Origin of the sequence: Veillonella seminalis (assembly GCF_003992065.1) — a bacterium.
GTDB lineage: Bacteria > Bacillota > Negativicutes > Veillonellales > Veillonellaceae > Veillonella_A > Veillonella_A seminalis.
In genome coordinates, this window is sequence record NZ_RQUZ01000014.1 from 30579 (window position 1) to 52079 (window position 21501).

The 21501-nt window shown below is 42.5% G+C and carries 19 protein-coding genes; all 19 read right to left on the reverse strand.

The genetic code is table 11. The features are described 5' to 3' along the window. Position 1: 1 nt before the first annotated feature. Positions 2-1552, reverse strand: a complete 1551-nt coding sequence (locus EO126_RS09460) for a Ppx/GppA phosphatase family protein (protein WP_006556943.1) — start codon at positions 1550-1552, stop codon at positions 2-4. A gap of 10 nt (positions 1553-1562) precedes the next feature. Then, complete coding sequence (ppx, locus tag EO126_RS09465) at positions 1563-3101, reverse strand: exopolyphosphatase (protein ID WP_006556944.1); 1539 nt, start codon at positions 3099-3101, stop codon at positions 1563-1565. Between the two features lie 217 nt (positions 3102-3318). Next, positions 3319-4089: a TatD family hydrolase gene (locus tag EO126_RS09470; protein WP_006556945.1), complete on the reverse strand. Its 771-nt coding sequence runs from the start codon at positions 4087-4089 to the stop codon at positions 3319-3321. Between the two features lies 1 nt (position 4090). Further along, positions 4091-6121, reverse strand: coding sequence for a methionine--tRNA ligase (gene metG, locus EO126_RS09475; RefSeq protein WP_127008625.1), 2031 nt, complete (start codon positions 6119-6121; stop codon positions 4091-4093). Positions 6122-6234: 113 nt separating this feature from the next. Further along, positions 6235-7095 (reverse strand): 16S rRNA (cytidine(1402)-2'-O)-methyltransferase, encoded by an 861-nt coding sequence (rsmI, locus tag EO126_RS09480; RefSeq protein WP_006556947.1) that lies wholly within the window; start codon positions 7093-7095, stop codon positions 6235-6237. Beyond that, positions 7082-7810 carry a tRNA1(Val) (adenine(37)-N6)-methyltransferase gene (locus tag EO126_RS09485; RefSeq protein WP_040771347.1) on the reverse strand — a complete coding sequence of 243 codons (729 nt, stop codon included), beginning with the start codon at positions 7808-7810 and terminating at the stop codon, positions 7082-7084. Before EO126_RS09485 ends, rsmI begins: the two co-directional genes overlap by 14 nt. Continuing rightward, positions 7800-8645 (reverse strand): PSP1 domain-containing protein, encoded by an 846-nt coding sequence (locus EO126_RS09490; RefSeq protein ID WP_006556949.1) that lies wholly within the window; start codon positions 8643-8645, stop codon positions 7800-7802. Before EO126_RS09490 ends, EO126_RS09485 begins: the two co-directional genes overlap by 11 nt. Continuing rightward, complete coding sequence (locus EO126_RS09495; RefSeq protein WP_006556950.1) at positions 8642-9685, reverse strand: DNA polymerase III subunit delta'; 1044 nt, start codon at positions 9683-9685, stop codon at positions 8642-8644. Before EO126_RS09495 ends, EO126_RS09490 begins: the two co-directional genes overlap by 4 nt. Positions 9686-9758: 73 nt before the next feature. Continuing rightward, the gene (locus EO126_RS09500) at positions 9759-10439 is read right to left on the reverse strand and encodes a dTMP kinase (RefSeq protein ID WP_006556951.1); all 681 of its coding nucleotides are present in this window, start codon (positions 10437-10439) and stop codon (positions 9759-9761) included. Positions 10440-10449: 10 nt separating this feature from the next. After that, positions 10450-11922, reverse strand: a complete 1473-nt coding sequence (locus EO126_RS09505) for an aminotransferase class I/II-fold pyridoxal phosphate-dependent enzyme (RefSeq protein ID WP_040771442.1) — start codon at positions 11920-11922, stop codon at positions 10450-10452. A 194-nt stretch (positions 11923-12116) separates the two neighbouring features. Continuing rightward, a complete protein-coding gene (locus tag EO126_RS09510) occupies positions 12117-12620 on the reverse strand; it encodes an NUDIX domain-containing protein (protein ID WP_006556953.1) in 504 nt (167 codons plus the stop codon). Between the two features lie 74 nt (positions 12621-12694). Further along, a complete protein-coding gene (locus EO126_RS09515) occupies positions 12695-12892 on the reverse strand; it encodes a hypothetical protein (RefSeq protein WP_006556954.1) in 198 nt (65 codons plus the stop codon). Positions 12893-13213: 321 nt separating this feature from the next. Continuing rightward, entirely contained in the window at positions 13214-13792 is a 579-nt protein-coding gene (pth, locus tag EO126_RS09520; protein ID WP_006556955.1) for an aminoacyl-tRNA hydrolase, read from the reverse strand. 101 nt (positions 13793-13893) lie between these two features. Beyond that, entirely contained in the window at positions 13894-14847 is a 954-nt protein-coding gene (locus EO126_RS09525; RefSeq protein ID WP_006556956.1) for a ribose-phosphate diphosphokinase, read from the reverse strand. A gap of 109 nt (positions 14848-14956) precedes the next feature. Next, positions 14957-16336 (reverse strand): bifunctional UDP-N-acetylglucosamine diphosphorylase/glucosamine-1-phosphate N-acetyltransferase GlmU, encoded by a 1380-nt coding sequence (glmU, locus tag EO126_RS09530; RefSeq protein WP_006556957.1) that lies wholly within the window; start codon positions 16334-16336, stop codon positions 14957-14959. Positions 16337-16340: 4 nt separating this feature from the next. After that, entirely contained in the window at positions 16341-17165 is an 825-nt protein-coding gene (gene purR / locus EO126_RS09535) for a pur operon repressor (RefSeq protein WP_006556958.1), read from the reverse strand. 352 nt (positions 17166-17517) lie between these two features. Further along, positions 17518-18294, reverse strand: coding sequence for a peptidoglycan-binding protein (locus EO126_RS09540; protein WP_081580071.1), 777 nt, complete (start codon positions 18292-18294; stop codon positions 17518-17520). A gap of 304 nt (positions 18295-18598) precedes the next feature. Then, positions 18599-19786 (reverse strand): Na+/H+ antiporter NhaA, encoded by a 1188-nt coding sequence (gene nhaA, locus EO126_RS09545; protein WP_127008627.1) that lies wholly within the window; start codon positions 19784-19786, stop codon positions 18599-18601. A 255-nt stretch (positions 19787-20041) separates the two neighbouring features. Then, positions 20042-21208 carry a Na+/H+ antiporter NhaA gene (nhaA, locus tag EO126_RS09550; RefSeq protein WP_006556961.1) on the reverse strand — a complete coding sequence of 389 codons (1167 nt, stop codon included), beginning with the start codon at positions 21206-21208 and terminating at the stop codon, positions 20042-20044. Between the last annotated feature and the right edge of the window lie 293 nt (positions 21209-21501).

Here is a 21501-nt window from a genome sequence, read left to right on the forward strand (position 1 = left end):
CTTATTTACCTCCTATGCGTAAGACCATTTCCAAACCAAAGACTTCACTGAAATATTCCGCTTCTCGTTCGAAGGTCCATTTTTCCAAGGATAAATCCTGTTTGGTCGTTGCTTTAACTACGATGCACTTATCATTGCGTTCGATGGCAAGTTTCGACACCTTTAATTTATGACTTACATCCAGGGCACGCATACAACGAAGTATGGCCACGAATTTGGTGATCAAAATCTTTTGGACTTCTTTTAAATAATGGAAGTTTTCATCATCATCATCCGGCTTGCCCTTGTAGTGGTAAAATACTACATTGGCTACCACTTCTTTTTCACGGTCCGACAACCCGAAAAGGTCCGTCCCCATGATAATGCGATACGCATGCTCACTGTGATTACGAAGACTCACAAATTTGCCCACTTCCGACAAAATAATGGCCGTACGCAATACAAATATCATACGTTCATCAATATCGAAGTCAGCTAAATTGTGACAAAGCTGTACCGTGAAACGCTCTACTTGAGCCACATGGGCTTCATCGACCTGATAGCTTCGAGCAATGGCACGAGCTAACTGTAAGTTCTGTTCACGCATCACATCGAGGAAATGATGATTTTCAAGTTCCGCACCTTTATACAAAATAACGCCTTCGGCAAAACCGTAAGGACTGATTAACAGGCTTTGCGGCCGTACCATTTTGAGAAGTTCTGTATATAATACGATAGTCGGCATAAGAATATTCGCACGATGCTCCGGCACATTGTATTGATTAACCAATTTAGTAGCCGAAACACCATGGAAAGATTCTACAAAATCTTCAAACTGTTGCGGCAATAAAGACATCGTTTCCTGACTATGAGTTTTAAAACCCATAAGCTCGGCAATTTCACGAGGTTCATCGCCGGACAGCACAAAATATTTAACGTTAAAACGACGTACTTCGTCTTCTAACGGCTGTAACATACTGTGCAAGTATTCACCCACCGCAGCCGGGAAAGACAGCGAAGAACGCTGATTACGGTTAAACGATTCCATAACGCGCAATGTCCCTAAATGCACGTTTTCTTGGAAAACCAAGGAACCCTTTTGCCAAACGGTTAAACCTACACCACCGGATGTAATATCTATAAATAAAGCCGCATCTTTGGTATCAGTGAGGCCTTGTTTCATCATGTGGTAGTACAAACCGAAGTATTTATAATAAATTTCTTTAGGCATATCCACGACTTCCACTTTGAAGCCGGTCTGCACAAAAATCTGATCCATAATACTGCGACGGTTTTCAGCTTCACGAACAACAGCCGTTGCATATACGGTATAATGTTCAACACCGTATTCTTCCAACATGCGTTTGTAGCCTTTTAAAAGTCGGCAAATTTCTTCAATCGTCTGGAAAGATAATCGTTTATTGTGAAACAATTCTTCCCCAAAGTTTACATCACGCGAAGCATAGTCGATTATTTTCACTTCATCGATAGTGGTGTATTCTACGATGGTAATACTCATACTGCTGGCACCCAGATGGATTGTTCCATACAGGGGCTGCTTCGATAATGCCATTATATCCTCCTTATAAGGCTTCTCGCCATTCTACAACTAAATTTTTCCTAAAATCTTTCTTACACTGCTTAATCAGTTTATTAATAACCACCTCCGCAATGGATGTGTTACCGCCCGGTTTTTTCCAAACGGTCACATTAATATTTTTATCAGTAAATTCAGTATTAACCAAAACGGCAGATTGTTCATGACTTTCGTCAATGGCTTCCGCTAAAGCTAACACTAAAGAAACTTTCGCTACCATGGCACGGTCTTCCGTTGATAACAAATGACCGTACGCCGATGCCTTAATAAACTTGCTGTTGGTTCCGTGGGAGTTGGCTGCTACAAAAGCACAAATTGCCTGTTCACGATGCGATAAACCGTAAAGACTGCTGTTAACAATCAGATATGCGCTATGACGGGCATGACCGTAATAGTTGATGGTTTTACCGATATCATGAAGTAAGGCCGACACCTGCATTAATTCACGCATACGCGGACCCCATTCATACACCTTTTCCCACTGATCATAGAGCATGGTTGCTAAATTAGTGATATATTTAGCGTGAATCAAATCACCCTGACCTCGGTTGAGCAATACATTTTCGGCCGAATGAACCAAAATATTGTCTACAATGCCGCTGTCATTCATATAATGTTTGCCGTAGTAACGATAAAATAAGCCGTCACGCAAACCGCAACCGCTGACACAAATCGTATTGGCATCGACAAACAACATAAGCTCACGAATTAAAGCCGTACCGGCCACGATGATATCGGCACGTTCATACGAAAGGCCTGAGATCTTACGGCGTTGCTCTAACGTACGATTGCATACGTCTTCATACATAGCATCCAAACGTTCAAAGGATAATTCATAATTATGCAATTTTTCAATCGGATAATTGTGGGCCCGTTGATCGATTTTAGCTAAATTACGCACCGTACCGCCAATACCGACCAATGGTAATTGTTTATCTTTCAGCCATTTCTCCTTACTTAACACGTCCTGAATATGGCTAATTAAGTTTTTCCGCTCTTTCTCGGACATTTCGTCGCCTTCTTGGAATTTACCCGTTAAGGTAAGTGCCCCCATCGGTAAACTTACACTTTGTTTAACGGCTCTGTCTTTAACGAGTGTTACTTCAATGCTGGCGCCCCCAAGGTCAAAGAGAATAAAGTCACGAAGGCCAATGGTATTGACTACCCCCAAGAATCCCAAATAGGCTTCTTCCGTGCCATCAATACATTCCAAATCAATACCTGTACGTTCTTTAACTAACTTAAGAAAATCATTGCCGTTTTTCGCCAATCGCACGGCGGCGGTTGCTACAGCATATATTTCAGTACTCTCCATGGCTTCGGCCATATGAGCAAAGGCTTTAAGCGTCATAATTGCACGCTCCATTGCCTCTTCAGTGAGCTTATTTTTCTCCCACATATTCTCACTGAGTCTGATACTCTCTTTTTGCTGATAAATCAACTGATAGCTGCCATTTTCGTTAATCTCGATAATGACAAAACGCACAGAGTTGGACCCTAAATCTATAAATGAAACACGCTTCATAATTTTACCTCTCGTCTAAATCAATATGTTACCTTAATCTTACCGAAACTGAAAGAGTATTTCAAGAATATTACATAATCTTTACGAACTTTATACAAAATTTTTCCTTGTCATTACATGAGTCTTTCATCTCGGCACGAGAACAAAAAAAAGCTCTCTTCGCATCACTCACGAAGAGAGCTCTTTTTATTAAGGTATCAATGCTTTAATATCTGTACTATTTAATGTTAAAAATGCGTTTGCCGTTTTCAAGGGTAATCGCAGCAATTTCGTCCGCTTCCATACCGCGCAATGAGGCAATTTCCTGTGCTACGAACTGAGTCTTGCTCGGATCGTTGCGGCGACCTCTGAATGGCGGCGGTGTCAAATACGGCGAATCTGTTTCAATCAATAAGCGATCGAGCGGTACTTGTTTGGCCACTTCCTTCAGTTTAGTGGACTTAGGAAAAACCACGGGGCCTGCAAAGGAAATATAAAAACCCATTTTAATGGCTTCCTTCGCCATTTCCCAACTGCCGGAATAACAATGGAAAATCCCATAGTTTCCTTTACCGTCCGTACGCAAAGTATCCATAATATCACCATGCGCATCACGATCATGAATAATAATCGGTAAATCGACTTCACGAGCCAACGCCAATTGGCGTTTAAACTCACGCATCTGAGTTTCCCGGTCGGAAAAGTCATAGAAATAATCCAAGCCGATTTCGCCGATAGCTCTTACACGATCATTGTTAAGAGCCTGTTCTTTAAAATATTCATAATCTTTTTCGGTCACATCTTTGGATTCATGAGGATGCACGCCTACAGCGGCATACACATAATCGTACTTTTCGGCCAACGCGATACCGGATTCAGCCGTACCGCGGTCAACGGCCGGACACATAATATAACGAACACCTTGCGCCAGGCAATCTTCCAACATGGCCTCACGGTCATTGTCGAAACGATTGTCGTTAATATGCGCATGCGTATCAAATAATTCCATCTTATTTCACCAAGCTTCCCGGAATGAGCGATTCAATGTTGGTTACTTCCAAGTGGTCGGCAAAGTCGGAGGCAGATAAAATCATACCGTACGATTCAATCCCCATGAGTTTCTTCGGAGCCAAGTTGGCAAGGTAAATTACCTTCTTGCCAATCATATCTTCCGGTTCATAGTACTGAGAAATACCGCTTACTACGGTGCGTTCTTCTACGCCTACATCCAAGACGAATTTTAAAAGTTTCTTGGATTTCTTTACTTTTTCACAGGAAATAACTTTAGCCACACGCAAATCAAGTTTGGCAAAATCATCGTATTCCACATTTTCTTTAATTGGCGGAATTTCCTGTTCAGCTGCTTCGGCGCCGTCGTTTACGTGGTCTGTTTCATCAGCACCTTCCGTACCGGTTTTAGCAGCACCTTTGTCGGCAGCTTTAGCGTCTTCAGCTTTTGCTGTTTCAGCCGGAGCCTCTACCATTTCAGTGACTTCAAAACGAGGGTAAATAGGTTCGCCTTTAACAACTTTAGTACCGCTGGCTAAACCGCCCCACTGACGTACATCGTCAAGTTTGGCTTCGGCAAAACCGGTAAGACCCAACTGTTCCCAAATCTTAGGGGCCCCTGTAGGAATCACAGGATCGACGAGAACGGCAATAATGCGAAGCGCTTCGGCCAAATGATACATTACGGTTTGCAATTTTTCCGCATCGCCCGCTTCAGCACCTTTAGCGAGTACCCAAGGCATCGTTTCATCAATATATTTATTGGTACGACCGATGAAAGCCCAAACCGTTTTCAACGCACGGTTTAAGTCAAATGCTTCCATGTAGTTTTCGTAGTCTTTAACGGTCGTTTCCGCCATAGCCGCTAAATCTTTGTCGAATTCGCTGACTGAAGGCATAGCCGTAATAACACCGCCATGATATTTTTCAATCATTGCTACGGTACGATTCAATAAGTTGCCCAAGTCATTCGCCAAATCGGAGTTAACACGTTGAACGAAGTTAGGTAAAGTAAAGTTACCGTCATTGCCCAAGTGAATTTCACTCAATAAGTAATAACGAAGTGCATCGGAACCGTACATGTTAATGAGAGGAATCGGATCCACTACATTGCCCAAAGATTTACTCATTTTGGTGCCGTCTACAACGAGCCAACCATGACCGAATACTTTCTTAGGAATCGGCAATTCAAGACTCATGAGCATAATTGGCCAAATAATGGAATGGAAACGAACGATTTCCTTACCTACCAAGTGAATATCGGCAGGCCAGAATTTTTTGAATAAGCTGTCGTCTTCTTCGAGCGGATTCAAAGCACTGATGTAGTTAACAAGGGCATCAAACCATACATATACGACATGTTTAGGATCAAACGGAACTTTAATGCCCCAGTCAAAGCTGGTACGAGATACGGCCAAATCTTCAAGCCCCTGTTTAACGAACTGAATCATTTCATTACGACGGGCTTCCGGCTGAATGAAATCAGGATTTTCTTCAATAAATTTAAGCCATTGATCGGCATATTTACCCATTCTGAAGAAGTAACTTTCTTCTTCCACTTCTTCTACAGGACGGCCGCAATCAGGGCAAGTATGGTTAGGTCCCAATTTTTGTTCGGTCCAGAATGTTTCATCCGGTGTACAGTACCAACCTTTGTATTTGGATTTGTAAATATCGCCTTTATCATAGGCTTTCTGGAATAAGTATTGAACTACTTTTTCATGACGTTTTTCCGTAGTGCGGATGAAATCATCATTGGAAATATTAAGGGCTTTCCACAATTCTTGGAAACCGTTAACAATTTTCGTTGTATATTCAAGCGGTGTAATCCCCAAAGCTTCGGCAGCACGCTGAATCTTTTGACCATGTTCGTCGGAACCTGTCAAAAAGCGTACATCATAGCCGGCACGGCGTTTGAAACGAGCTACCGTATCGGCAATCGTGGTGCAATAGGTATGACCGATATGAAGCTTGGCACTCGGATAATAAATCGGTGTGGTAATATAAAATCGTTTGTTGGTTGTATCTGACATACAATAACCTCCTCTTATTCCTATAACATTGAACGAACCCTCGTGTGTAGTAACTATACTGCGTTTTCACAGTCTATGCATCAAATCGGCAGTTTCACGAAAAACGTCAAGATTTACACGTCCTGTGCCGCCTCAACCGCATTATATACATCACGTCTGGCTACGCCCAATCGTTTGGCAACTTCACGTATAGCCTCTTTTTTAGCCATACCGTCTTCTATAAGCATCGTTACAGCACTTACATAATCATCGGTTGTCAGTATCTTGTCCTCGGTTACTTCGGTCTCCATAGTGACGGCCCCACCGACAACAAGCACAAACTCACCTTTTATGGTAACGAAATCGTCAGCCTTTTGCAAGCGCTCCAAATCGGTACGCACAAAGGTTTCAAACTTTTTAGTCAACTCGCGGCCAACTACAATCGGCCGATTGCCTAAGTATTTATATAACTCCTGTAACGAAGCTTGTAAACGATGCGGCGCTTCATAGAATAATAAAGTGCCTTGATAAGTAGCCACGCGCTCCAATAATTCTTTGCGATGGCTGCTCTTTTTCGGTAAAAATCCTAGAAATGTAAATTCTCTGGTATCAAGCCCCGAGGCGATAAGTGCCGTCAAAGCTGCATTCGGTCCCGGCAAAGGTACCACCGGAATTTCCGCTGCTATAGCGGCGGCCACCAAATCGGCCCCCGGATCGGATATGGCCGGCATGCCGGCATCACTGATAACAGCCACATCATGACCGCTCAGTAAAATCTCCATCAAAGGGGCTTCCTTAGCCTCCTTATTATGTTCATGATAGGATACCAAAGGTTTTTTAATATCAAAATGCTTCAATAATAACCCGCTGTGCCGTGTATCTTCGGCCGCAATGGTATGTACTTCCTGTAAAACACGGACAGCCCGATAGGTCATATCTTCCAGATTACCTATGGGCGTGGGTACTAAATATAAAGTTCCTTTAGGTTCGCTCATACCAACTACGCACCTCCTCACTGTACACATTCGGTGTGTCATAAATATATAAAGGGACTTCCGTAATTAAACCGACCTGCCCCGCTTTACGTGCTTCAATCAAAACCAATTTTGCCGCCTTGCCCGGCATACTGTGGACAAAACGCATCCGCTTTGGTTCCAATTTTACTTCTTTTAGCGCACTCAATAAATCCATGAGACGACTTACGGGATAAATCCAGAAGGCCTGTCCCTGATACTTCACCAAGCGAGCTGCAGCCTTGGCTATATCCAAAATGTCATACACCGTTTCATGACGTGCCAAATTGACATCCGCCGATTGCGGCTGAGCCCCTTGAGCCGCCGTAAAATAAGGCGGATTGATGACAATTCCGTCAAATCGCTCCACCCATTCAGAGCCTTCAAGTCGGCAATAATCTGCTTCAACCAGCGTAATTTCCGATTCTTTATGATTGAGCACAATATTGCGTCGTGCCAAATCAGCCAATACAGGATTAACTTCAACAGCCGTAATGTCTTTTACCCCGCGAGCCGTCATAAGGAGCGGAATCACGCCTGTACCGGTGCCTAAATCGGCATAGCGGCGCCTTTCATTAAATTTAGGAAAGTGCGCCAGCAATACCGCATCAATGGCAAAGCGGAATTGATCCGTTCGTTGCCACAATTTCATACCGTCAATCAATAAATCATCAAGTCGTTCAAGATTATTCTTCATCAGGCAATACGATGTCAGTCCACGGCAAGTCAATCGTACGACCTTCTTCGAGCTGTACTTTAACCGTTTTCTTGTTGCGATTTATCTTTAATACTTTGCCCATACCTTCATCGGTTACTACATCTTTACCGATACCCGGCGGTTCCACCATAACCGGAACGACTTTGGCTTTTTGCGTATATAAATCGCCGCCCTTAGCATACAAATCATTTTCGTAATTCAAGCAGCACATCAAACGACCGCACACACCGGAAATTTTTGTAGGATTAAGGCTTAAATTCTGATCCTTAGCCATACGAATGGATACCGGTGTAAAATCGCCGAGGAATGTGGCACAGCACAAAGCACGGCCGCAAGCACCGATACTGTTTAAAATTTTAGCTTCATCACGCACCCCTACCTGACGCAATTCAATACGCGTACGGAATACGGTAGCCAAATCTTTAACCAAATCACGGAAATCAATACGTCCGTCAGCCGTAAAGAAGAAAATGATTTTATTCATATCAAAGGTGTATTCCACATTGATAAGTTTCATCGGCAATTTGCGATTGGCAATTTTTTCCAAACAAATTTCAAATGCCTTTTCCTCACGCTGTTTATTCTTTTCTACTTGTTTATAATCTTTCGGGGTAGCCTTACGAATTACACTCTTAAGCGGTTGAATCACCGATTCTTCTTCCACTTGACGAGGTGCAATCACAACATCACCGAATTCAAGGCCGCGAGCTGTTTCAACAATAACTCCGTCACCTAAGCTCAAGCTGGCACCACCGGGAGCAAAATAATAAATTTTACCCGCTTTTTTAAATCTAACACCGACTATGGTTGTCACTGGGTGTCCTCCTTTAAGGCTTGGCGCAGTGCAATCAATACACCATCCATAACCAAACCTGCTTTTACATTTAATCGAAGTGCTTCTTCTGCAGCCAGCGTTTCACGCTCCAACAATAATAATGTTTTCACGCTCCACGACGGTAAAACCGCCAACAAACGTGCTTTATGCAAAGGGCACTGTAAGACATCATCCGGCGCACCGGCTCTGAGAGCCAGAATATCACGCCCCAACAGCCGCAACCAGCTCATTAATTCACGCATTTCATCGCGTTTAAGAGCTTCTATTTGCAGACTCAGTTGTGTAAAAAACAAAGCCTTCGGCCACCGTTCCAACATTTTCACTGCCTTTTCCAATAAAGGCAATGTCCCTCGGCGCACCAATTCTCGAACCAGTGCGGGATTACCTTGGCCGGCACCTAAAGCTTGTTGTAAATCTTCGGTAAATCCTTCCTTACGAAGGGCCGCCGTAATAGTTTCATTACTCACCGGTCCGAACGGAACCAGCATGCAACGTGATTTAATTGTCGGCAACACCGAAGCAATTTGATTGGTTAATATTAAGAAAAAAACATCCGCCGGCGGTTCCTCAATCGTTTTCAGCATGGCATTGGCCATTACCGCATTGGCTGTCTGAAAATCCTCAACGATAACAACCCGACGTCCGCCACCGGTACGACCTAAATAAGAGCTTAAAAGTTCATACCACTGCTCCACTTTGAGCATCGACTTCATCGGCCTTAGCCAAAAAGCCTGCCCGCCGTCAACGTAAATAGCGAGACCTTCCGCTTCTGTTTTTTTCTCCGACTCGCCATCTGCCTGACGGGCCTGTGCTACAGCTTCCAAAAACTGAGCGCCCCCATCCGGCGAAAAAACTTGTCGTCCTATTAATAAAGAGGCCAGACCGATTGCCGTATTCAATTTTCCAAGGCCTTTTTCCCCATAAAGCAATAAACTGTGGGGTAAAGTACCTCGTTCTACCAAGGTCGTCAAATGGTCGATAATCGCCGTCTGACCGATAACTTGCTCAAAATACGACATGGTGCCTCCTCAATGCATTACAACATATTTATTATATACCGTGAAGCCCCTAAAAAACAACTCAAAGCCACGGCTATGCGTCAGCTAACACCTGTAAAATAGCTCGATATACATCTTCGTGAATATCCTCAATCGTCCGCAATACGTTCTTACTATCGGCACAGGCAATACGCTGCCAACCGTAACGAGCCACTAATTCATCATAAGCGGCATGAACACGGCCGAGATACGCATGATCTCGTTCGTGAATATCACCGGTAGCACCGCCGGTTTTGTGTTTTCGCTCGGCCATGAGTGCTTCACTGACCGCAAGCGGCATATCCAACAAGCAAACCACATCGGGTCTCGGCAAACCGAATTTTACAAATTCGAAGTCTTCCAACCAATCAAGAAAAGTATTACGCTCTGCCTCATCATCGTACTTCACCATTTGATGCACCATATTAGAAGTCGTATAGCGATCGGCCAAGATAATCCCCCCGGCTTCATAAAAAGCTTGCCATTCCATCCGGAATGAAGCAAAACGATCAACGGCATACAAACTGCTGGCTACAAAAGGATTGATATCGGATGGATTTTTGCCGAAATCACCGGCTAAATACATCTTCACCGGCATGGCTGCGGGGCTGTCATAATTAGGGAAGCTCACCGACTTCACCTTATACCCTTCCTGCTGCAACCGCTCCTTCAATAACGCCGTCTGCGTAGCTTTACCGCTGCCGTCGCCACCTTCAATAATAATTAAACGGCCCATGTCTTCCACCTCACGCTTCACTAATAACTCGAATAGTTTTCAAAGTTTTGTCGGCACAGCCGTTTGGTACGAAGCCCATGACTTGTCGCTCTTTTATATATGCCAATACGGCAGGAGTAATACGTTCCCCCACACTGACAAAGGGAATGCCTGGCGGATAATAGCTGATAGTTTCACCGCTAAGTTTTCCTTCTGCATCCGCTAAATTAACTGTTACGGTTTGACTGTAAAAACCCTCGCGCGGTGTCAATACCACTTCCGGCTTCGTTAATTGCGTACCTGTTGCCAAAGGGCCTTCAGCCGTAACCGCTTGTTTGGCATTTGTCTGTGTCCCCGGTGAAGTTACACCGAGTATCTGAGCCGATACATTTTGCACAGCCTTAACCAGTCGTTTAATACTTTCTTTCGTATCACCGATAGTAATGAGTACCAATACATGATAAGCCTGCACCAATTCCACTTCGATACCTTCTTGGCGAAGGCGCTTTTCAGCTTCAACACCGGTAAGCCCCAGTTCATAAAAATCTATGAGCACTTTAGTGGCATCATAAGCATAAATAGCATTAAAATCTTCAGCGGCCGGCACTTTAATCCCCGGAATTTGCTGCAGGTCACGACGTAATTCCATGGCTAATTGCTCAGCTTCTGTGACCAACTCATGACCTTCCGTGGCCATTTGTTGGCGAGCCATATCGAGACTGGCCAGGAATATATAATTCGGACTGGTACTTTGTAAAATCTGATGTACCTGGGTAATACGACGTTCATTGATCAGCGAACCTTGACCGTGAAGCATAGATGTCTGTGTCAAAGACCCGATAAGTTTATGTGTACTCTGTGCTACCAAATCGGCTCCGCAGGCTAAAGCACTTTTCGGCAATTTTTCACCAAACTGTAAATGAGCTCCATGAGCCTCATCAACCAATACAATAACACCTCGTCTATGCGCCGATGCAACTATGGCTTCCAAATCAATGGCAATACCATAATAATTCGGATTAACCAAAACGATGGCTTTAGCTTCCGGATGCTCAGCCAATACCCGTTCCACCTCTTCGGGTGTTGTGCCCAAAGGTACACCCCAACGCTCATCAAAACGTCCTTCCAAATAGACCGGCTTAGCTCCGCTTAAAATTAAACCGCCCATTACTGAGCGGTGTGCTTCACGAGGAATAATAATCGTATCACCGGCTCCTACCGTGCCCATAATCATAGTCTCTATCAAAGCGGTAGTACCATTGATCGAAAACCATGTATGATCAGCCCCATATAACTGAGCGGCCAAGTCCTGCGCTTCTTTAAGCGAGCCTTCCGGTTCATGCAAATCATCCAACGCATACATGACGCCCAAATCATACGGCAAAGCCGGCTCCATCCACAATTTTAACGTGTGCGGTGCACCGACTCCCAATTTATGGCCCGGCGTATGAAAAGCCGCAAAACGCTCCACTTTATAAGCTTCCAAGGCTTCTACAAAGGGCATGCGTGATTGATTCAATGCTATATTATTATTTTGTGATTGTGTATCTGTTTTCAAAAGTAGAACCTCTTTTATATCTTTTCATTTACGTACATTACATATGTATATTATATACGAAATTTTGTTGCAAATATAATACACATAAATCATATACGTAATCTTTGTACAGCTATATAGTTTATTAAACCGCTAAATAGCTATTTATAGGTTTCTACAAAATACTGACGCAATTCCTGGCCGCGTTCATTGCTTGTTTTAATGCGATCTAACGCTTGACGCAATGAATCTTGCAAACGATATGTATGAAGCTCCGACGGTTTCACCCAGGCAAAATCCGTGTGCTCATCCGACAAAATAACATTACGATCCGTTGTTTTGGCAATAAAAATAACACCCGTCAAAAATTGAAGTTTATTACGTGCATAGGACCAAAGACCGGCCACATCTAAAAGCTCCACGGTAAGTTCTGTTTCTTCACGGACTTCACGCAAAGCCGCATCATGTAAATCTTCACCGAATTCCAGGCCGCCACCCGGAAATTCCCAAGGGCTGAGCCCTTCACGATCTTTCTTTTGTAACAATAAAATATCGCCTTCACAAAAAATCATACATTTCACTGACATCCCCATACGCTTTGTTTGGCGTGGCCCGGCAGGAAACGAACGTTGCTTACGCGGTTTATGATTTTGTCGTACGAACATGTAATCCTCCGTCTTCCCTTATATCGAAAAAAGGAGACTATAGCTCCGTATAGTCTCCTGTGGTTACGCTGTGCTTACTTGCTATAAGCGGCCGCAAATTGCGTGCCGAGCGTTACATATTTTTCCATTTGCTGAATAACATCTCGCAACTGATGTCCATTCAATGTTTTTAACTCTTTGCCTTTAGAGGCATTATTAATAATGTGAGAAATCTCGAAACCACTATATCCCAGCACCGATAAGCGGTTCGATAAACTTTTAATCTTGTTCATAATCGAACCTCCTTGTTATTTAAAACTACAGCGATTTGGGTTAAAACCAACTGCTCAAAAGTGGTTGGGTTATTACCACATACCCTTTTCGACTGCACAGGAATGTTCAAAGATTATGACATTGTTGGGTTTAAAGTTCATCCTCCTCAAGCATTAACACTGACAATCTATTCCGGATAATAAAATTATTATATCGAAATTGTTAAAACTTGTCAAGCGTTAATATTAAAAATTCTCACTTCCGCATTGTATGAACATCATTATATTCGTTACAATTACTTTTTTTACACAGTATATACGAAATCATCTTAAACACAGTAATTACTGACGACGCCCTTTACGAGGATTATATAAATTCATTCCTTTATCAAGCCCTACTTCTAAAGTGCCCAAAATAGCTTTGGCCATATCTTCGATACCTTTATTAACCTTATCCTGCTGTTCTTCCGGGAACGGTGCCAGCACATGATCGATGACAGTCCACTGCGGTAACGGACGACCGATACCGAAACGGAAATGCGGAAACTCGGATGTGCCCATATGAGCAATCAAAGATTTAATCCCATTATGACCGCCGGCACTGCCATTAGGACGAATACGAATTTTACCGACCGGTAAATCCATGTCGTCATAGACGCAGTACACATCTGAAGCATCAATTTTATAATAACGCATCAACGGACCCACAGATTCCCCACTGGCATTCATAAATGTCTGCGGTTTTACAAGGAGAACCTTCTCACCGTCAATTGTAATCGTCGTAATTAAAGCTTTAAAATCTTCACGCCACGGCGTATGAGCTTCTTTAGCCGCCATAGCGTCGATGACCATAAATCCTATATTATGTTTTGTCTTTTCATATTCACGCCCCGGATTACCGAGCCCAACTACCATTTTCACTGTTTACATCCTTTATTCTACGAAAAACAGAACCTCCGGAACGAATTCCGGAGGTTACACACGTCGCTCTACAGAGGCATAAACAGCCGTGCAGAGAAAAATTATTTATCAAACAAATTACTTACGGACACTTCATGGAAGATACGCATAATAGCTTCACCCAATAAAGGTGCTACCGACAAGGACGTAATATTAGGTAATTTATGTTCTTCCGGTAAATCAATTGTATTAGTTACAATTAATTCTTTAATATTGGAGTTTGCAATACGTTCGCAAGCAGGATCGGTCAATACGGCATGCGTTACACAAGCCATAACCGATTTAGCACCGAATTCTTTGAGTGCTTTGGCGCCTTCAACCAAAGATCCGGCTGTATCAACAATATCGTCGATAATGATACAGTTTTTACCTTCTACATTACCGATTAAGTTCATAACTTTAGCCACACCCGGTTGCGGACGTTTCTTTTCAATAATCGCGATTGGTGCACCGATGCGGTCAGCCAAATCACGCGCACGCGTTACACCGCCAAGGTCAGGCGATACAACGATTAAATCTTCCATTTTCTTTTCGTTAATATATTTTGCCAAGATGGAGGCACCGAACAAGTGGTCCACCGGCACGTTGAAAAAGCCTTGAATCTGACCGGCATGAAGGTCAATCGTTACCAAACGAGTGATACCGGCCGTCTGCATTAAATCAGCCACCAATTTAGCCGTAATTGGTTCACGACCGCGAGTTTTACGGTCTTGACGGGCATACCCGTAATACGGTACTACCGCCGTAATATGACGCGCAGAGGCACGTTTTAAGGCATCGGCCATTACTAATAACTCTACTAAATTATCATTTACCGGATAGCTGGTAGGTTGCACAATAAATACATCTTTACCGCGCACGCTTTCATCAATCATAATCTGAACTTCGCCATTGTTGAAACGACCTACAAATGCTTCGCCTAAAGGTAAGCCTAAGTAATCACAGATTTCTTTCGCCAACTCCGGATTCGCATTACCTGTGAAAATTTTAAGTTTCTTACCGTCTTCAAATGCCATGATTCAATACCCCTTTTGCTAATTAATAACTTCGTTGCTCCTAGCAAACCTCATCTTTATTATTGTATACTATTACCGCCTACAATGCAAAAAAGTAAACAACTTTTTTCTATTTTTTCTTGAATGTGTCGTCAGTTACCCAATTTTCTTTGACAATCTGGCGAGCCCGACCTACTGCCAAAGATTTAGTCGGTACATCTTTGGTAATTGTGGAACCGGCACCGATATAACTGTAATCACCGACTGAAACAGGGGCTACTAAATTGGAGTTACAGCCTACAAACGCACCGTCACCGATCTTGGTACGGTGTTTTAATTTACCGTCATAGTTAACCGTAATCGTACCGCAACCGATATTGACACCGCTACCTACATCGCTGTCGCCGATATACGATAAATGAGGGAATTTAGTCCCCTTACCGACAATACTGTTTTTCACTTCCACAAAGTTGCCGATGTGAACAGATTCACCGATTACGGTGTTAGGACGTAAATGTACATACGGTCCGATATCGGCACCGTCTTTTACTTCACAATCATGTGCATACGTAAAATGCATAACCACTTCATTGCCAACATTCACATTCGTCAAGCGGCTGTGCGGTCCGATTTTACAACCTTCACCGATAACAGTTTCACCTTCAAGCAAGGTACCCGGTAAAATAACCGTATCAGCTCCGATGACAACTTCAGGAGCAATATACGTAGATGCGGGATCAATAATGGTAACACCCAGATCCATGAAATGACGACTGGTGCGTTCACGCAAAATGCGTTCCGCTTCCGCCAACTGAGCACGCGAGTTAACGCCTAAAGACTCTTCTTCATTCGTCATCATATACGCACTTACACGGTCGCCCTGATTTACCAAAATTCCTACTACATCGGTAATATAGAGTTCGCCCTGCGCATTATCATCAGATAACTGTTCCAAGCATGGCCATAATTTTTCGCTGTCAAAAGCATACATACCGGTATTGATTTCCTGCACAGCCAATTCTTCCGGCTTACCGTCTTTTTCTTCAACAATGCGAAGAACCTTACCCGTACCGTCTTCACGAATAATTCGGCCGTAACCGGTAGGATTAGCCATATGAGCCGTCAAAACAGTAGCTGCTGCGCCGGTTTCTTCATGTTCTTTTAAAAGTGCTTCCAAGGATTCACGTGTAACGAGCGGTGTGTCTCCGCAAAGCAATAAAATGGTCCCTTTGTAATCGCCCAATAAAGGTTTAGCCTGTTTTACAGCATGACCGGTACCTTTTTGCTCGGTTTGAGTTACGAATTCAGCCGTATCACCCAAATACGCCTGCACCGCTTCACCGCCAAAGCCGACAATAACTACATTGCGTTCTGTACCGACAGTTTTTACCGTTTCGAGCACACGCTCCACCATGGGCTTGCCCGCTACAGGGTGCAATACTTTCGGTAATTTGGACTTCATACGAGTTCCCTTACCGGCCGCTAAAATCAAAGATGTTATAGGTTTCATACAATTAGGCCTCCTTATCAGCCTCTAAATCTACAGGTTGAATATCAATAGTACGCGTTTCTTCATCAACACCGTTAAGAATTAACAAAGCTTCACAATCATTAACTACTTTAGGATCCGGCGTTGATACCAATACACCGATACCTACCACCGTGCCGCCCATTTCGGTAACCAGCTCACGCATACCGTTAGCCGTGCCGCCCGCTTTCATAAAATCATCAATAAGCAATACCTTAGATTTAGGCGGAATCGCCCGTTTCGTCAGCGACATAGTCTGAATACGGCGATTGGAACCGGTAACGTAATTAATACTGATTGAAGACCCTTCCGTTACCTTACTGTCACGACGAGCAATAACGAGCGGTTTATTAAATGCTCTGGCTACCATAACGGCTAGCGGAATTCCTTTCGTTTCCACCGTCATAATATAATCCGGATTACGGTCTGCAAATCGAGTCATAAATATCTCACCCAAACGACTCGCAATATGCCAATCATATAAAATATCCGACATATACAAGAAACCGCCCGGAATGACCCGGTCCGGTTCTTGTAAGCGCTGCTGTACTTCGCGAAGAACGGACATAGCCCGTTCCCCTTGGCGATATGGAATAAAACGGACACCGCCGGCTACCCCGGCTACCGTTTCCAAAGACCCTAATGAAAAATGTTGCAAAGCTGTTTTCACCGAACTTAAATCTTCACTGAGTGTGGACTTTGCAATATCAAAAAAATCGCAAAAATATCGTAAAGATATCAATTCTTGCGGAGAATCTACCAACAGTTTAGTAAGCGCTACCATGCGCTCAACGCGTCGCACTTTTTCCACTGTATACCTCCTTATACAAAAAAATAACGTTGCCGACTTTGCCCACAACCTTGTTCTTTTTTAAGGATACCACAAAATGCCTCGAAAATACATACTTTGACGGTAAAAATCCATACATTCAAGGTTAATTTTCATCTGAACGTTCGTAGTATTCAAGTATCTTTCAAGAGTGGATAATCAAATAGCAGGAACTTTTAATCCGTTGATAAATAACAAAAGAGACCGTAACCGAAACGAGGAAATGTCCTCATTTTGGTTACAGCCTCTTAAGCTGCATTTTAGATGTTAATAATTGAATTCATATAAATTAATTCATACAACGTACTAACGCTTCTCTAAAATCTTATCCCATTTACTCTAAAATATAAACCTTAACGGTTTGTCGACCAAAATCTATGGCCTCACCATGAGAATCCATGGCTAAATCGATACGATTACCAATAATATCGCCGCCGGTATCATCCGCGACTGCATATCCGTAGCCCTCGACATAAACCGCTGTGCCTAACGGAATCACATTCGGATCCACTGACACATAACCGCGTTTTAATAAATTACCTCGTGCCGTATAATGCGAATTACCTGCATCATACGCCGAATAGGCCGTGGCATTCATTGTAAGAGTCTTTTTATACTCTGTCGGAACACCTCGCTCTTTAGCTAAGAGCGCCATTGTCTTACTGTCCACTTCACCGGTTACAGGCAATCCGTTTGCCTTCTGGAAACGTTTTAAAGCATCAGCTGTACCATTGCCAAAAATACCGTCAATAGAACCCGGTGAAAAACCACTGTGGGCTAAACGAGCCTGCAAATCGGAAACCGAGCGACCTCGATCACCAAAACGTGACACTTCTACGCTATTGCGCACATTGCGAGACTGTTGTGCTACTGCAAATTTTTTATTGTTCTCTTTCATCGCTGCCAAGGTGTTACTGTCCACCTTACCCGTAGCGGATAAGCCGTTTTGCTTTTGGAACATGCGCACCGCATATTCCGTATTATTACCGAAAACACCGTCGGCTGTATCAACAAGGTACCCCTGCGTAATCATCAAACGCTGAACATAAGTAACCTCGCTGCCACGATCGCCGCGTCCTACATCAGCCAATACTACTGAAGTACAAGCCATTAGAAACGTCAAGAGAACTGTCACTATTCTAAGTTTTCTCAATATTTCCACCTCGTATCTAAATGCAATATTATTTTACTTTATTTTGGGAATTTTGTCAAAAAACACCCACTTTTATCAATTATAATCACCACTTTACTCATAAAAAACAAATGTTTTTCCCACTTCGATTAAAATCTTCGATTTATTTGCACATTTTATTGTATATTTAATTGCTGTTTAGTAAATAAATATCGAAATTAAAAGGACTGTTACTCTTTTAAGGGTAACAGTCCCAATCATTAATCGTTATCATTTCAACTGATTATACTAAATGATTTTTATGGAAAAACGGATCTTCCGGTTCCGTCAATTTTACTTCCGGTGTGAAGAAGCGAAGCATAATATAGCCGGAAACACCGGATACGATAGACCCTAAGAAAATACCTACTTTAGCGATTTCCTGTGCATGCCCCGGTGGGAATGCCAATAAGTTAACGAAGAGACTCATGGTAAAACCCACACCACAGCAAAGAGATACGCCATAGATATGTTTCCAGGTAAGCGGTTTAGGCATCGGTACAATCCTAGTTTTAACAAGAATAAGCATAATACCGAAAATCCCGATTTGCTTCCCTGCAAAAAGTCCCAGGGAAATTCCTAAAATAACCGGATGCATAAGTTCGGACCATTGGAAATCACCGAAGGAAACGCCGGCATTGGCAAAACCGAACAACGGAATAATAAGGAATGTAATCCAACCGCCCAATGCTTCGTGCCAATCATTTAACGGAAACAATTCTTTGCCGTTACGCAATACTTTGGACGGAATAGCCATGGCTAAAATAACACCCGACAACGTAGCGTGCAAACCGGAGTTAAAAATACAAAGCCAAAGTGCCACACCCAGAATAATATACGGCCATGGGCTCACTACTTCTTTTTTATTCAATAATAAGAGCAAGACAAAAACAAGAACCGCCCAGCCCAAGTACATAAATTCCAACGTTGGCGTATATACAGCAGCAATGATTATTACAGCAATTAAATCGTCAACTACCGCCAAGGTTGTCAAAAATACTTTGGCTGCCAACGGCACTCTCGATCCCAATAAGGATATGATACCGATGGAAAATGCAATATCTGTAGCTGTCGGAATAGCCCAGCCGCGTAATAATTCGCCGTGATTATAAGTAAAAAATGCAAATATCAAAGCCGGCATCAACACGCCGAATACGGCGGCAATAGTCGGTAATAATCGTTTGGCATTAGTATTTAGCTCGCCTTCGAGCATTTCATGTTTAACTTCAAGACCGACACCTAAGAAAAAGATGGCCATCAACACATCATTAACCCAATGGGCAACGGATAAAGATCCTATATAGCTATGCAATATATGTTCATATTGCGGCCCCAGTGGCGAGTTGGCCACTATGATAGCAAGAATGGCTGTTAGCAGTAATAAAATACCACCGGTAGCCGGCGCTTGAAATATTTTTTTAAGACTCTCCATATATCTCCTTCACTTTCTCACACATTCATAACCTCTCACAAGCTTCATCGCATTTTGTAATCTATGCTGATGAGCAAATTTAACTTATTCCTCTGCACTTCTTAGTATACCCTATTCAAAATAAAACTGGCAATAAAATAAAGAGATTTATCGAAAATTTTCAATAAACCTCTTGTTATACAATCTGAAGCTATTAAGATTCGCCACTAAAGCAAAGGCTCGGTAACTGTTGTTCTATCAATAATTAATATAAAGCTATTCTTCGTTCTGTTCCAAAGCACTTACATCCGGCGTTAAGAATCTGAGTACCAAATAGCCTAACACACCGGAAAGAATTGAACCCATAAAGATACCGACTTTTGCCATTTCCTGTGCATGACCGGCCGGGAATGCCAACAAGTCTACAAACAAACTCATGGTAAAGCCAATCCCACAGCAAAGAGCAATCCCATATACATGAGACCAGGTTGCATGAACCGGCATTTCAACCAATTTTGTTTTAACCAAAATATATACAGTGGCAAATACACCAATCTGTTTTCCTAAGAAAAGAGCTAAGGATACGCCTAATACAACCGGCTGGAATAAATCCGAAGCTGTGAAATCACCAAAAGAAACACCTGCATTAACGAAGCCGAAGAGCGGCAAAACTAAGAAAGTAATCCACTTAATCAATGCATTATTCCATTGCATAACCGGTGAAATCAAACGACCGGTTTTATATTTAGCACGGTAAGGTATAGTCATTGCCAAAATAACACCGGAAAGAGTTGCATGAAGGCCTGATTTAAAAATACAGAACCATAATGCTATACCTAACAGGATATAAGGAATCGGATGGAAAACACCATTTCTGTTCAATAACATCAATATTACAAAGATGACAAGGGCCAAGCCCATGAACATAAACTGTAAAGATTCGGTATAAACAGCAGCAATGATAATAACCGCAATTAAGTCATCGACTACAGCCAACGTCGTCAATAATACTTTCATGGCTATCGGAACACGTGTTCCCAACAAAGATACAACCCCGATGGAGAACGCAATATCAGTGGCTGTAGGAATAGCCCAACCTCTATGATATAAAGGGTTTGCATGGTTAAACATGAAGTAAATAATGGCCGGAACCATAACACCGCAACAAGCGCATACAGTCGGTAGAATACGTTTTGCATTCGTATTTAATTCACCGTAAATCATTTCATGCTTAATTTCGAGACCAACGCTTAAAAAGAATATAGCCATTAAAACATCGTTAACCCAGAGATCAACCGGGAACGGCCCTAACGGTAATTTCAAGAACATAAAATACTGGTCTGCAATTGGTGAGTTCGCTACTCCTATGGCCAATGCGGCTGAAATAAGTAATAAAACACCGCCGACTGAAGGAGACTGTAGAAATGATTTAAACCAAGCCATAATATCCTCTTCTTTCTTAAGGAAATAAACTTTGCAATAATTTTGATGATTTAGTTTTCCGGTCGTTTATTTCCTTTTAGTTATTTTATACATAATATTATATCATCTTTTATCATGAAGAGAAATGCATTTTTGTGCGTTTTGTGTATACATTTGTACAATAAAATGCGATAAGAGTTATTGAGAAATAAGATTTCTAACGCTACCTTATAAATACGATTACAAAATCAAGCTCTATAAAGTTAAACTTATAAATAAAAAATTTATGCTTCTTATATCTTTTTTAAGAGTAG

Excerpts from the sequence above, each read along its gene's own strand:
- EO126_RS09460 (WP_006556943.1), bottom strand. The coding sequence starts at position 1,552 with ATGGCATTATCGAAGCAGCCCCTGTATGGAACAATCCATCTGGGTGCC.
- ppx (WP_006556944.1), bottom strand. The coding sequence starts at position 3,101 with ATGAAGCGTGTTTCATTTATAGATTTAGGGTCCAACTCTGTGCGTTTT.
- EO126_RS09470 (WP_006556945.1), bottom strand. The coding sequence starts at position 4,089 with ATGGAATTATTTGATACGCATGCGCATATTAACGACAATCGTTTCGAC.
- metG (WP_127008625.1), bottom strand. The coding sequence starts at position 6,121 with ATGTCAGATACAACCAACAAACGATTTTATATTACCACACCGATTTAT.
- rsmI (WP_006556947.1), bottom strand. The coding sequence starts at position 7,095 with ATGAGCGAACCTAAAGGAACTTTATATTTAGTACCCACGCCCATAGGT.
- EO126_RS09485 (WP_040771347.1), bottom strand. The coding sequence starts at position 7,810 with ATGAAGAATAATCTTGAACGACTTGATGATTTATTGATTGACGGTATG.
- EO126_RS09495 (WP_006556950.1), bottom strand. The coding sequence starts at position 9,685 with ATGTCGTATTTTGAGCAAGTTATCGGTCAGACGGCGATTATCGACCAT.
- EO126_RS09500 (WP_006556951.1), bottom strand. The coding sequence starts at position 10,439 with ATGGGCCGTTTAATTATTATTGAAGGTGGCGACGGCAGCGGTAAAGCT.
- EO126_RS09505 (WP_040771442.1), bottom strand. The coding sequence starts at position 11,922 with ATGCCCTTTGTAGAAGCCTTGGAAGCTTATAAAGTGGAGCGTTTTGCG.
- EO126_RS09510 (WP_006556953.1), bottom strand. The coding sequence starts at position 12,620 with ATGTTCGTACGACAAAATCATAAACCGCGTAAGCAACGTTCGTTTCCT.
- EO126_RS09515 (WP_006556954.1), bottom strand. The coding sequence starts at position 12,892 with ATGAACAAGATTAAAAGTTTATCGAACCGCTTATCGGTGCTGGGATAT.
- EO126_RS09525 (WP_006556956.1), bottom strand. The coding sequence starts at position 14,847 with ATGGCATTTGAAGACGGTAAGAAACTTAAAATTTTCACAGGTAATGCG.
- glmU (WP_006556957.1), bottom strand. The coding sequence starts at position 16,336 with ATGAAACCTATAACATCTTTGATTTTAGCGGCCGGTAAGGGAACTCGT.
- EO126_RS09540 (WP_081580071.1), bottom strand. The coding sequence starts at position 18,294 with ATGGCTTGTACTTCAGTAGTATTGGCTGATGTAGGACGCGGCGATCGT.
- nhaA (WP_127008627.1), bottom strand. The coding sequence starts at position 19,786 with ATGGAGAGTCTTAAAAAAATATTTCAAGCGCCGGCTACCGGTGGTATT.
- nhaA (WP_006556961.1), bottom strand. The coding sequence starts at position 21,208 with ATGGCTTGGTTTAAATCATTTCTACAGTCTCCTTCAGTCGGCGGTGTT.